Origin of the sequence: Halolactibacillus halophilus, assembly GCF_900115605.1 — a bacterium.
Lineage (GTDB): Bacteria > Bacillota > Bacilli > Bacillales > Amphibacillaceae > Halolactibacillus > Halolactibacillus halophilus.
In genome coordinates this window covers 1-12,606 of sequence record NZ_FOXC01000007.1, presented here as the reverse complement: position 1 = coordinate 12,606, position 12,606 = coordinate 1, and the positions used below count along the sequence as shown (strand labels likewise).

Below are 12,606 nucleotides of genomic sequence, written 5' to 3'. Positions count from 1 at the left end.
CCTCCTTGCAATTACATAGCATGCTATATATTATTGCCGTTTCTTTAAAAAATGTCAATCAAAAGACTCCTGCTTTTTTGTGTAAAAACGATGGAATTTTTCAACTGAAACCAAACATCATTAAAACCAACCACTATAGCTTCATATATTTTTTAGTAGACGCTGAATTAATTATAAGAATGAATGAAAAAAACAACCGTCACCGATTGTTTTTCATCCTTGCTATTTTTTTATGTTTCATTCTGTCACGGCTTCTTTTGAACGAGACCCAATCAAGCATTGTTTTTCCAAATAATTAAACAATACCGCTTCTGTTGTTTGCTGCCCTAAACTCGGATAGTGGTGCAAAACCGCTCGTCCTTGATCAATGGCCTCTTTTACTAAAGTCAAGTCGCCGTCATAATAAGCAAGGTAGGCTTTGGTGCGGTAACCGTTCGCATCACGATCTTTCTCTATATGCGTTAACACTTTTCGCCATTTCTTCACATCTTCATGGTCGTCTAAGAGTATAGAGGCTACCACAAGTTCATTTAAGACACTTTTTCGCGTAAATATGTCCGATGTATCCACGCGTTCACCGAGCATTGCTTTTGTCTCTTTTAAGGAGTTAAAGTCTAACTGTTCTAGCGCCTGAAGGTGCTTAAGCAACGTACAATGGATACTGTCATTTTCTTTTACCAACTCAAAATTGAGTTGACCAGGTGAAACGCCAGCCTGTAATTGCGCTGAAAAGTTCATCATCTCCACCAAATCCGTCACAGCTTTCTCACCTTTAATTAGTCCAACAATATAGGCACCATCTGACATCATCATCGTCGTTGTTTTAAATGGAAACAAATTAGAGACCCCTAAGAATACCGATAAGATAACAAACACCCAAAGAAACACTTGAAGTAACCCTGATGTATGTAAAATGAGCATATAGCCAAGAAACGCTGAGATAAGGTTAAACAAGGCGCCACCGAAAAAGTAAATGATAAAGGAGCGGTTGGATATGTCTCCTAAACGGTTAGGTATCATCCCACATAACCCACCATAACCGTGCATTTTTTCAACGGATACTCGAAACGCCCCATTCACTTTCTTCCACTCCAAAAAACCAATGCGATAGATCAATAAGTCCATACCAACGAGTTTCCCAAACACAAAATGACCGAACTCATGAATATTAATCGCTAAAAATAAGACGACCAAAATGAAGATAACAAGTATTAATCCATTTTGAATCGTTAAATTATATAGAAAAGGTTCGTAAAACGGCTCGCTTGCACCTGCATATAGGCCTAAAATAAGACCAATAATTAGACACACACCATAGAATATACTCATTTTCTGCCACTTTTTCATTGTACACCTCGAAAAATTTAATGGATTTCAACTTGCTTATTTGCGCTTAACCAATCTTTCAAAGCTGGCATTTGTTCCTTTGCCCGTGACACGCCTGCTCCGTGCAGGGCGTTTAGTTTAGACACATCTTTTTCAGCACGTTTGACTTGTTCATGACCTTTCGGCCTAATAATAAATACTTTACCTTCGTCTTCAAGTGCTTCTAATTGATCAAGTGTCTTATTATAAATCTCATGCCGGTTGAGCATCGTCTCCACTAGCTTAGGGTATTCCCGGTAAAGCAGTTTTGAAGTAAACTTCGCTCGAAAAGGTTTTTTACGGTAACCTTTCGGTCGGGTTAAGATAACGAGATGACGTTTAAAGCCATCATCAATCGCTTTTTGAATGGGAATCGGATCAGCAATCCCACCGTCAAGTAACGTGTAACCATCAAGCTCGATTGGCACCCCAACAAGTGGTAAACTGCTTGACGCCTGAACGGCCGTAAAGATATCTGTGTCCTCGGTGTTATCAAAGTAACAAGGTTTTCCTGTCTCACAGTCTGTCGTTGGTATCACAAAACGTTCGTTAATGTTAAGAAAGGTCTCAAAATCAAACGGAACAAGTTCATTCGCAATATCATTAAATAAAAAATCCATATTAAACATGCCTTTACCCCTTAGCACATTGCGCATATTAATATAACGTGGATCATTCGCGAAATTCACATTAATATAACGGCTTCTATCCGGCTGCCTAGATAAGTAACTTAACGCATTACACGCACCTGCAGATACCCCAATCACGTAAGGAAAAAACATATCCTCGGTCATTAAATAATCAAGCACGCCTGATGTAAAAACACCACGCATGCCGCCACCTTCTAAAATTAAACTCGTCTGATGCATCACACTCACCTCCTACAATGTCATTGTGAACATATCACTTCTACTAATTACCAATTATATCAAACCTCCTTATTCAAAGCGATGTTTTTCTAAATTTTCGCACAAAAGTCCTGTTCGTTACCTATACTTTTACGACAATTGAGGTATTGAACGACTTTTTATCCTTAATTATCAATTACATGTAAAAAATCGCCCCTTTGACCATATAGTCACCGGGACGATTTCGTTATTTTTTAACATTTAGTTTGTTCTTTTCATTTAGATCCTTATGGTTGCATCGCACCAAACAACACGAGCCATGCAAGAATAGATTTTGCGACAAGGCTTAAAATAATATAAACCCGTTCGCCGTATAAATAATCTTTCCACTTACCGATCTTTTTATATTGTAAGATCATATTTACTGGGAAGGTGTTAAATGCGATGAAATACGTCACTACAATCGCCCACACAAACCAAGGAACCATGTCAAAATTGCCTGTTCCAAACATGTAGAGGAAGATCGCAATCCACGGGGCGATACCCGCAATCGACCCCCAAATAAATGCACCCCAACGCAGGTTATCTTTGTCACGGCCTTCGTTCAATTGTTCCATCACTAGTCCAAATAAGTTCATCGTTGCATTTACGATAAAGATTAACATAAGGGACGCAATATCATAAATACCGAATAGCGTTGAGATAAGAACAATCATAATCGATGAACTTAATGCATATTCAAACCAACGAAATTTATTAATTCCGCGTTCTAAATCACGGTTGTATATATCGTTCGTTTTCTTAGGTATTGCGATGATCGCATGAGCAAAAGCTGAGATAAATAAAAATAAACTCACACCAATCCCAAACGGTAAATCAAACAATTGATCTTGCGCAAGTTCTAGTGATTGCGTGTCTGGATTAAAAGATAAATAGAATTGCGTAATCGTTGGACTAAATTCAGAGATTGTTTGAATCACTGTGGTTGCTAAAAACAACATAATGACTGCCTGAACGAAGTGGAAACCACCCATAATTAAGTTAAATCGTCGTAATTTTTTTAAACGTGCTTGCATAATTGTCGCCTCCTTTTATACTTACACTGACCTATTCCCTACTAAGGTGCAAGGTTAAACCAAAAAGAACCGACTATTTTATCAATTGATCAGTGGCATAACTAATTAACTGACTACGATAATGACTTGCTTTTCTTATTGCAATCGCACTACTGTATAACCCACCAACAAGCTTGTATGTCTCAAGTAACGTATAATCGTCCGAGAAGTGATTAGCGGTTTGTTTAACAAATGGTAAAAATCGTTTGATTAACGCAGATTTAATCTCTTGTTCAATATCGAGTAAAAACTTTTGGAAGTTCAATTGACAATGGCCTTCTAAATAATCATGCAACTCAACAATCGCTTCCAACACCCCTAAGACAAGTTCGCGTGAAAAACTGTCTGCATCATTGAATGGTTCAAAACAATAGCGAATTAAATGTTCTTCTAGTGTATAGTTTAACAAGGCTTGTTTATCTTTAAAGTGATGGTAAAACGTTGCTCGGTTGACATCTGCTTTTTCAGTAATATCTTTTACGGTAATTTTTTCTATTTCACGTTCTGACATCAATGCGAGTAAAGCATCAACGACACTCTTTCTTGTGCGAATAATTCTTGGGTCTGTTTGCATTGGTTCTCTCCCCATCTGCGATCATATAATCATGTTTTCTTGCTGTTAAATTTAGCCGTTTATAGATCAAATGTCATGTATTTGTTTAAAATCGGATATTTGGATTCACTTTATTTGTCTTGAATCGAAGATAATATTATAATATCAAATGTAGTCATGATTTGAAACTCTTTTTTTATGATTGGCTAAATATAAACGAATTAATTGGAGGAACGATTATTATGAATTTATTAGTTGTAACGGCAAATGACCGTCCATCAAGTCAAGCAACCTCACCAAAAATGTATGACGCATTTATGGAAGAACTAAAACAAAATGACAACGTTGACGTGACTGTTTATGATGTTTATAAAGAAGATACCCCTTACTTAGGTCAAGATATCTTTAATGCTTATATGAAACTTGAAGGTCACGAACCTTTAACAGAATCAGAGGATCGTCTTTTTACTGCTCAGTCTAAAGCGCGTGATTTATTTGAAAAAGCAGATACTATCGCTTTTGTCTTCCCATTATGGAACTTAACCATTCCAGCGAAATTACAAACATTCGTTGATTATGTCTTCTCAGCTGGTTTCACGTTTAAATATGATACTGAAGGCAACATGATTCAATTAATGAATGATAAGAAAATTATTCTACTTAACGCACGTGGTGGTGTTTATTCAACTAAAGAAATGCAACCATTAGAAATGGCTGTTAACTACATGAAAACATCATTTGGTGGCGTCATGGGTATGGAAATCATTGATGAAGTCATCATTGAAGGTCACAACCAAGACCCGACAAAATCAGATGATATCATTGCTGAAGGCTTAGAGAAAGTAAAAACTGTCGCTAAAAATTTAAAATAAGACATAATGAAAAAGCGGAAAAGACCCTGTCTTCTCCGCTTTTTATATACATAAATAATAAGATTTTCTCTATTACGTTCACTATTTTACCTGGATGTAAACTGCTACTTATACAAATTCCCAAAAAATAATTTGTGACATCAAAAGATAAGAGATGAAGTGTACTGTTATTTTTCATATATGAATCACTGGCCTTATTCTCAAATAATTTTGATGTAACTGGATGATGTTATAGGGCGAATATTAGGGGTATCGTAAAAAAACAATCGTCTCTGTCTTCACTATTCACTAAAAAAGAGCCGTGTACGAATTTTTAACGCAGCTCTTCTTAATATTTTGTTTAGAACCGAATTTTCACTTCGAACGACGCTTGACACTTTGGACACGTCGCCTTGTGCCGTCCTCTTTTACGCGGTAACCTTAAGGTAACCCCACAATTCGGACACGTACGGTAGCGTTTTGTCGGAAGGTCTTTTATTTTTTGAACAAGTTTTTTTACGGTATGTTTGATTCGATTGATTACCCGTAAATAAACCGCATTCTCTTTTTGTCTTACCACAATATTTTTTGAGAACATCCGAAAGACAGCTAGCAAAATGACCACGGTCATCAATCCTGTCATTAATTCTGGCATAAACCAGCGACTAAAAAACAACAAGATGAAATAAAGCACCAACATCCCTACATATAATTGATCAAGGCCATAACGACCTTGCATAAAACGTCTGAATCGTTCTTTCATTTCTTAATCCTCCAATTGATTAAAATACTTTTACGCTTCTTCTATGAAGGGGTTTTTAGTATTTTTTCATATTATTTTATATCCCTCCTTATCATATCAGACATACGGAAAGAATGACTACTCTTTTGGGCTCAAGCGTTTGATAGTTTGTTATTACGGGTAATTAAGATTAACGAATACTTATTTACATACTTTTTAGTATTCAAAGAAAGGAGAACAACATGATTCGTTTCGAAAACGTTAAAAAAACATTTCCAGATGGCACCACCGCAATAAAAGATAGTAGCTTTGATGTCAAAGAAGGAGAATTTTTTGTTATCATTGGACCAAGTGGTTGTGGTAAAACAACGACCTTGAAAACTATCAACCGGCTCATTCCAATCTCTGACGGCACCATCTTTATTCAAGATAAAAAAATCAGTGAGTATAACATTAATAAACTGCGTTGGAATATCGGCTATGTGCTCCAACAAATCGCTTTATTTCCTCACCTTACGATTGAAGAAAATATCGCGATTGTGCCAGAGCTAAAGAAATGGTCACGTGAAGACATCACTTACCGAGTGACTGAATTATTAAACATGGTTGGACTTGATGCGGATAAATACCGAAAACGCCTGCCTCATGAATTATCTGGAGGAGAACAACAGCGCGTCGGCGTTGTTCGTGCACTCGCGGCGGACCCAGATATCATCCTTATGGACGAGCCATTTAGTGCGCTTGATCCGATTAGTCGTGAGAAACTGCAAAATGACATTCAAGATTTACAGAAAAAAATCAAAAAAACGATTGTGTTTGTGACACATGATATTCGTGAAGCCGTTAAGCTTGCCGACCGCATTTGTTTAATGCAAGACGGAGATATTATCCAAGTCGGCAGTCCCGAAGAGCTCTTATATAACCCTGCCAATGACTTTGTTCGAACCTTTACTAAAAGCGTTCAACAAGATGAAGACTTTGATATTCAAGACTTAATCGAAACAACAGACGCTAAAGACGCACCAAAAATCCCACTTGAAACGTCAGTATTTGAACTGATGAGGCACTTTAAAACAACAGACACACTCCTAATTACAAAGGACAACCAAACACTCGGTCTACTAAATAAAGAAACATTTACCGATGCCTTTATCAATCATTTTGAGAAAGGAGCTGTCTAATATGTCTATATTCTTTGACACACTTTCTCAAAGGCAAGACCAACTATTAAGTGCTCTGCTTGAACATATCCAACTGTCATTTATTGCGCTGTTTTTTGCGGTACTTATCTCTATTCCACTCGGCATTTATTTAACGAGAAAAGAAAACGTTGCTGAAACGATTATCAACGTGACCGCTGTCCTTCAAACCATTCCATCCCTTGCGTTACTCGGTTTGTTTATTCCTTTATTCGGGATTGGCAAAGTGCCTGCGGTTATTGCTTTAACGGTTTATGCCCTGTTGCCAATTGTAAGAAATACGTATACTGGAATTAAAGAAGTAGACGATTCGCTCATTGAAGCTGCTACAGCGATGGGGATGAACTCTAAAAAACGGCTCGTTAAAGTGGAAATCCCGCTTGCTATGCCTGTTATTATGGCAGGTATTCGAACAGCCATGGTATTGATCGTTGGTACAGCTACACTTGCTGCACTTATTGGAGCGGGTGGCTTAGGCGATATCATTTTGCTTGGTATTGACCGAAATAATACCGCTCTTATCTTTATTGGTGCGATCCCAGCTGCATTATTAGCCATTTTATTTGACTTTATCTTAAGAAAGCTCGAGCACGTCAATTATAAGTATTCCATTACAGCCATTGTGGCAATCCTTATTCTTACGCTTGGTTTAACACTCGCCCCTTCACTCTTAAATCAAGATGAAGACACGCTTGTCATTGGGGGGAAATTAGGTGCTGAACCAGAGATTCTCGTTGAGATGTATAAAGCCCTAATTGAAGAAGAGATGGATGTTAATGTAGAAACACGGTCCGGCTTAGGTAAAACAAGCTTTGTCTTTGATGCGCTTGATAACGAAGAAATTGATCTCTATCCTGAATTTACCGGTACCGTTTTAGGAGAACTCATCAAAGAACAAGCTGAAACGAATACAAAAGAAGCTGTGTACGAACAAGCACGAAGTGGTATTCTCCGTGACTATAATATGGCTTTATTAGAACCAATGGCCTTCAATAATACGTATGCCTTGGCTGTTACTGAAGAACTAGCAAATCAATATGACTTGGTGACCATTTCTGACTTAAACCGTGCACTTGGAGATATTAAGGCAGGCTTCACCTTAGAATTTTCTGACCGTGAAGATGGGTATCTCGGGATTCAATCACTCTATGACCTAACCTTCCCATCACTGCAAACGATGGAGCCAAGTTTGCGTTATCAGGCGATTGAGTCAGGTGACATTAATTTAATTGATGCTTACTCAACCGATCCTGAGATTGAACGCTATAACTTAGTCGTCTTAGAGGACGACCAAGAATTATTCCCACCTTATCAAGGTGCGCCGTTATTACGTGCCGAAACGTTAGAAGAATACCCAGAACTTGAAAGAGTTTTAAACCAACTGGGTGGACAAATTACCTCTGATGAAATGCGCGAGATGAACTACCGTGTCGGAGTTGATAATGAAGATGCCAGTGTTGTCGCACGAGACTATTTAACTGAAGCAGGATTAATCGAGTAACATGATTGAAAGCAAAAAACCTTATAGCAATAAAGTTCTTGTAAAGATTTTTTCAAACTTAAGCAATTAGCTGAATATGAAGCAACACATAAATAGACCTGAGACGCTTAAAATGAGCATCTCGGGTCTATTTTAGTTGGACAATAATTGAATGTCACCCTCTACTTTTTTATACTATTCTAAACTTTATCGGAAATTAAATGGGATAAAAATCCAGTGGATTCATCGATAAATCCAGTATAAAAGAGAAAGTCACCTATAGAGGCGACTTTCTCTTTTAATCTCTGTTATTATAAAGGAAATGATTGATAACTCATGCAGCTTTCTTATTGATCACGCGTTTTTTTCGTCGCTTGATAAAACTTATTCCCACCCGATAAGTTTGAGACATCATTAAAGCCGTGGTTGAGTAATATATTCTGAACTGCATTACCCGTTGTACCACTGTTACAATACGTCACTGTCGGTAAGTTTTTATCAAGCTCATTTAGCCGTGCCCGAATAACCGCATGCGGCATACTCACTGCGCCGTCCACGCAATTAGCGAGGTGTTGCTTTTCAATCCGGGTATCGACAATTTGAATCTTCTCACCGTTCGCTTCTAGCTCACGAACATCATCACTCGTCTTTAGCGGACGTCCTTTAGACAACGCATTATCTAAAATCATTCCGCTATAATGAACCGGATCTTTAGTCGTTGAAAATGGCGGAGCATAAGCAAGATCTAAATGAAATAACTCATCGACCGTTGCACCATAAGTAATCAATGTACTAAAAACATCGATTCGCTTATCGACCCCCTCTTGTCCAACAATTTGCACGCCAAGTAACTTTTTAGATGCTCGGTCAGCAATCGCCTTAATATTCATCTCCGTTCCATTAAAGTAAGCCGGTTTATCTGGTTTAATATTGTGGGAAACTTCAATATCAAACCCTTCTGCCCGTGCTTCCACTTCAGATAGACCGGTATTAGCGATGGTAAATTCAAATAATTTATAAATACTTGTCCCGAGAATCCCTTTAAATTCTAATGAACCGCCAGACAATTGGTCACCTGCGATCCGGCCGGTTTTATTCGCCGTCGACCCAAGTGGACGGTAAACGGGTTTATTTGTTTGTCGCTGAAAGGTTTCAATACAGTCCCCGCAGCTATAAACATTTTTAAGATTTGTCTCCATGCGCTCATTTACTTTAATTGCCCCTGTTTCACCAATCTCAACGCCAATCGCTTTTGCGAGGGCGACATTTGGTTTCACACCGGTTGCTAAAATAACAAGTTCCGCTGGAATCGTTTCTGTTTCGTCAATCTTCACGTGATTGGCTTGAATCGCTTTGACAGTTGTGTCTGTTCTTACATCAATCCCTTTTTTTATAAGCTTATCTTCTAAATAGTCCGCCATATCAGGATCAAGATTTGAGGTAATATGTGATTTCATCTCAACGATGACTACTTCTATATCTCGTTCAATTAAGTTTTCAAGCATCTCGAACCCAATGAATCCCGTTCCAACAATCACAGCTTTTTTCGGTTGATGGTCATCGATATATCCTTTAATCTGACGCGCATCTTGAACTGTTCGTAAAGCATGGACGTGTGGTAAATCAACACCATCAATTGGTGGTGCTATACTTTTTGCGCCGGTAGCGATAACGAGTTTATCGTAGGCATCTGTAAAGATTTCACCTGTTTTTAAGTTTTTTACATGCACTTGTTGGTTATCATGGTCAATCTCGGTTACTAAATGAGCGGTATGAATATCAATGTTGTATTTTTTCTTGAAGAAAGCAGGATCTCTTGGGGTTAACGTTTCAATCGATTCTACTTCATTTCCGATATAATATGGTAATCCACAACCTGAGTAAGAAATATCGATATCTTTTTCATAAATCGTAATGTCTAAATCATCTTGATTTCGTCTTGCTTTTGCGGCCGCTGATGTTCCGGCGGCTACTGCGCCTATGACAATTAGTTTCATTTTGTGTGCCTCCTAGAGTATCTTTTTAATGATCAACTACCTATCTTTCACACTGTTACTTTTCCCTACTTATTAACTCATTAACCTTATATAATCATCTACTTATATACTAAGGAATCCTCTTTATAAATACAAGTACTTTACACATTCTTAACAAAAAGAGTCTGAAGCAAAACTCGAAAATATGAAGTGAAAACCGGATGTGTTTTTCTGATAAGAAGATCACATCCGGTTCTATTTTAGTAATTTCATCCTTGAAAAAGGTTACCAATAATGCAAATCCTCATTCATTCTCTACGTGTTCTTTTCCGCGAAGAGAAAATCTTGTATAATCCAAAATAGCTTTCAAGAATGTATGTGTTATCTTAAAAGTGAACCAGAATATTACTTGAAAAGTGAACCACTTTAGCCGAAAACTTCGCACGAATATATGTTTTTTACTGTTCCAATTATTTTGTTGATGTACACTTTTCTATTATTGCCTTCCTTTACTTTTGTACAATGCTCTCTCAAAGAAAAGTTATGACAATCCTCCAGTGTCTTAGCACATTGACGCGCTCATTCTTGAGAATCAATGCCGAGGTGTTTTTTGCGGATCTCTTGGGTTTCTATAACGCCAAATTCGACAAAAAAATAAGGCCATATCAAGGCTTAAGAGTGTTTTTAGAGAAATGAAGTGTCAAACTCCCGTGTTAAAAAATATTTTTAATTGTGAACTATTGACAGTGATATAATATAGTTATACACTAAAATTAACTAAAATTTAGGAGGTTATATATTTGAAAAAAGTATTGATTGTCGCACTATCTGTCATCATGTTTTTAACTGTATCGACTACTTCTGTGTTTGCTCAAACTGGATCGTCCTCTTTGAAGGACAACAAGGTTGAGCTTGGACAAGAATTAGTAATTGATGAGTCCACTGAAGGGATAAGTGATGTTTTAACTTATGAAGAGTTAGTAAGTGAAGTTGCAAATGATCAAAACATTTCAAAAGAACAAGCTCGTAACGAATTAACTAGTTCTTTATACGGAACCTCTGGTAAGGTAGTAAATAAATCTTCAGTAGCTGCAGCAGCTACTGCAACTTACAGAACTATAAGTACTAGCGTAAGTGTAACATCGACTTATAAACCTCAAATTAGATATTATTGCCAAACCGATGAACGGGGAGGTAGTTTTAGAGCAATTAAAAAAATATTAAAAGTTTCATTGAATAGGTCGTATAATGGTAAATAAAAACAATTTAGTGGTGAAATTTATACTAAATTAGAGGATCCAAATAAGATATTCTATATTTTAAATGGTGATTTTTATAATAACGGTACCACTACTTATAACGGTAGTCTAAACATAGGAATCGGAAAATATGGTAGCGTTTCATTTGGGGTATCTCATGCTACAAGTTGGTACAAATATAAATATCAAGAAGGATACAAATACTTTTAATTCTCTGGAGGCTAACCATGAAAAAAAACGTAATAAATTTATCTTTTTTAATTATCGGTCTAATAGTTGGAACACTTATAATTTTTTCTCCTGTTATTATAACTGGAGCATCGTATGATGTACAAAGAGTTATGGGCAACCTTTTAGTTGCAGAATTTATATTGAGAACGAGTTCATTAATTATCGGTTTGTTGGTAGTTTATGATGCTATGAAAACTTTTAGTAAAAAACAATAACGTCTTAAATTTATTAGTAATTAACTCAACTTTCGCAGTTCAAAAATGACTGCTAAACTTAGTGATTCTAAGAACATTAGTTAATTAAATACTCATGTTGCTTTTAAAAAAATATAAAAAAACACCACTCCTGTTTGGTATAATTGAGTTAACCAAAACACAATAACATACAGAAGAGGTGTCTCCTATATGATAACTAATAATGACCTAAATAAGCAACTACCAAATGAATTAAATGTCATTTTTAAAGAACTCAAAGTTTTACAACACTTGAGAAATGCCGGTATTACGAAAGCACTTGGTTTTTCTAGCGGGTATTTATTTCAGCTTGTTTTTGGTCTCATATTCAGAAATAAGAACTGGTTTAGAACACTTGAAAGTAAGAAATCTCACGATTTTCCCGCAAAGGATGCCGTTTATCGCTTTATGAATCACTCAACCATTCAATTGGCGTAAGTTCCTACTTAACCTAAGTCGTTATACTATTGGTAAAGTAACCAAGTTAACCAATCACCAACGACCAAAGGTTCTCATTTTGGATGACTCATCTTATGATAGAAATCGAAGTAAATCTGTTGAATTACTGGCACGTTGCTTTGATCATGCTTCTCAGAAGATGAGATACTACAAAGGTTTTCGTTTACTTACACTTGGTTGGTCCGACGGAGCAACCTTTGTCCCTGTAGATTTCTCTCTACTAAGTTCAAAGAAAAGCCAAATTAACGGTATCTCACCTAACATTGATAAGAGAAGTTCAGGGTATAAAAGACGC

At 36.9% G+C, this 12,606-nt stretch carries 11 protein-coding genes and 1 pseudogene; 6 read left to right on the top strand and 6 right to left on the bottom strand.

Annotated elements, in window-relative coordinates; all coding sequences use genetic code 11:
* Positions 1–237: 237 nt before the first annotated feature.
* The 4 genes from BM098_RS03995 to BM098_RS03980 all read right to left on the bottom strand — a co-directional run bounded on the left by BM098_RS03995 (position 238) and on the right by BM098_RS03980 (position 3,917).
* Positions 238–1,329: a site-2 protease family protein gene (locus BM098_RS03995; RefSeq protein ID WP_089830660.1), complete on the bottom strand. Its 1,092-nt coding sequence runs from the start codon at positions 1,327–1,329 to the stop codon at positions 238–240.
* Positions 1,330–1,364: 35 nt separating this feature from the next.
* A complete protein-coding gene (locus BM098_RS03990; RefSeq protein WP_089830658.1) occupies positions 1,365–2,234 on the bottom strand; it encodes a patatin-like phospholipase family protein in 870 nt (289 codons plus the stop codon).
* A gap of 266 nt (positions 2,235–2,500) precedes the next feature.
* Complete coding sequence (heR, locus tag BM098_RS03985) at positions 2,501–3,289, bottom strand: heliorhodopsin HeR (RefSeq protein WP_089830656.1); 789 nt, start codon at positions 3,287–3,289, stop codon at positions 2,501–2,503.
* 73 nt (positions 3,290–3,362) lie between these two features.
* Entirely contained in the window at positions 3,363–3,917 is a 555-nt protein-coding gene (locus BM098_RS03980; RefSeq protein WP_089830655.1) for a TetR/AcrR family transcriptional regulator, read from the bottom strand.
* Positions 3,918–4,123: 206 nt separating this feature from the next.
* Here BM098_RS03980 and BM098_RS03975 point away from each other — a divergent pair, with 206 nt between their 5' ends.
* Positions 4,124–4,753, top strand: a complete 630-nt coding sequence (locus BM098_RS03975; protein ID WP_089830653.1) for an FMN-dependent NADH-azoreductase — start codon at positions 4,124–4,126, stop codon at positions 4,751–4,753.
* A gap of 340 nt (positions 4,754–5,093) precedes the next feature.
* Here the strand turns inward: BM098_RS03975 and BM098_RS03970 are convergent, their stop codons facing one another.
* Positions 5,094–5,495 (bottom strand): hypothetical protein, encoded by a 402-nt coding sequence (locus BM098_RS03970; RefSeq protein ID WP_089830651.1) that lies wholly within the window; start codon positions 5,493–5,495, stop codon positions 5,094–5,096.
* Between the two features lie 221 nt (positions 5,496–5,716).
* On the opposite strand from BM098_RS03970, the gene BM098_RS03965 reads away from it, so the two are divergent.
* Positions 5,717–6,655: an ABC transporter ATP-binding protein gene (locus BM098_RS03965; protein ID WP_089830649.1), complete on the top strand. Its 939-nt coding sequence runs from the start codon at positions 5,717–5,719 to the stop codon at positions 6,653–6,655.
* 1 nt (position 6,656) lies between these two features.
* Positions 6,657–8,174 (top strand): ABC transporter permease/substrate-binding protein, encoded by a 1,518-nt coding sequence (locus BM098_RS03960; protein WP_089830647.1) that lies wholly within the window; start codon positions 6,657–6,659, stop codon positions 8,172–8,174.
* A 326-nt stretch (positions 8,175–8,500) separates the two neighbouring features.
* Here BM098_RS03960 and BM098_RS03955 read toward each other — a convergent pair whose 3' ends face one another.
* Positions 8,501–10,150, bottom strand: a complete 1,650-nt coding sequence (locus tag BM098_RS03955; RefSeq protein ID WP_089830645.1) for an FAD-dependent oxidoreductase — start codon at positions 10,148–10,150, stop codon at positions 8,501–8,503.
* 779 nt (positions 10,151–10,929) lie between these two features.
* Here BM098_RS03955 and BM098_RS03950 point away from each other — a divergent pair.
* From BM098_RS03950 to BM098_RS03940, 3 genes and pseudogenes are all read left to right on the top strand, one after another.
* A complete protein-coding gene (locus BM098_RS03950) occupies positions 10,930–11,388 on the top strand; it encodes a hypothetical protein (protein WP_089830643.1) in 459 nt (152 codons plus the stop codon).
* 227 nt (positions 11,389–11,615) lie between these two features.
* A complete protein-coding gene (locus BM098_RS03945; RefSeq protein WP_089830641.1) occupies positions 11,616–11,834 on the top strand; it encodes a hypothetical protein in 219 nt (72 codons plus the stop codon).
* A 189-nt stretch (positions 11,835–12,023) separates the two neighbouring features.
* Positions 12,024–12,606: pseudogene (locus BM098_RS03940) on the top strand (transposase); the annotation flags it as partial.

Bases quoted from the DNA above. Each gene is read 5' to 3' on its own strand.
- BM098_RS03995 (WP_089830660.1), bottom strand. From the start codon at position 1,329: ATGAGTATATTCTATGGTGTGTGTCTAATTATTGGTCTTATTTTAGGC.
- BM098_RS03990 (WP_089830658.1), bottom strand. From the start codon at position 2,234: ATGCATCAGACGAGTTTAATTTTAGAAGGTGGCGGCATGCGTGGTGTT.
- heR (WP_089830656.1), bottom strand. From the start codon at position 3,289: ATGCAAGCACGTTTAAAAAAATTACGACGATTTAACTTAATTATGGGT.
- BM098_RS03980 (WP_089830655.1), bottom strand. From the start codon at position 3,917: ATGGGGAGAGAACCAATGCAAACAGACCCAAGAATTATTCGCACAAGA.
- BM098_RS03975 (WP_089830653.1), top strand. From the start codon at position 4,124: ATGAATTTATTAGTTGTAACGGCAAATGACCGTCCATCAAGTCAAGCA.
- BM098_RS03970 (WP_089830651.1), bottom strand. From the start codon at position 5,495: ATGAAAGAACGATTCAGACGTTTTATGCAAGGTCGTTATGGCCTTGAT.
- BM098_RS03965 (WP_089830649.1), top strand. From the start codon at position 5,717: ATGATTCGTTTCGAAAACGTTAAAAAAACATTTCCAGATGGCACCACC.
- BM098_RS03960 (WP_089830647.1), top strand. From the start codon at position 6,657: ATGTCTATATTCTTTGACACACTTTCTCAAAGGCAAGACCAACTATTA.
- BM098_RS03955 (WP_089830645.1), bottom strand. From the start codon at position 10,150: ATGAAACTAATTGTCATAGGCGCAGTAGCCGCCGGAACATCAGCGGCC.
- BM098_RS03945 (WP_089830641.1), top strand. From the start codon at position 11,616: ATGAAAAAAAACGTAATAAATTTATCTTTTTTAATTATCGGTCTAATA.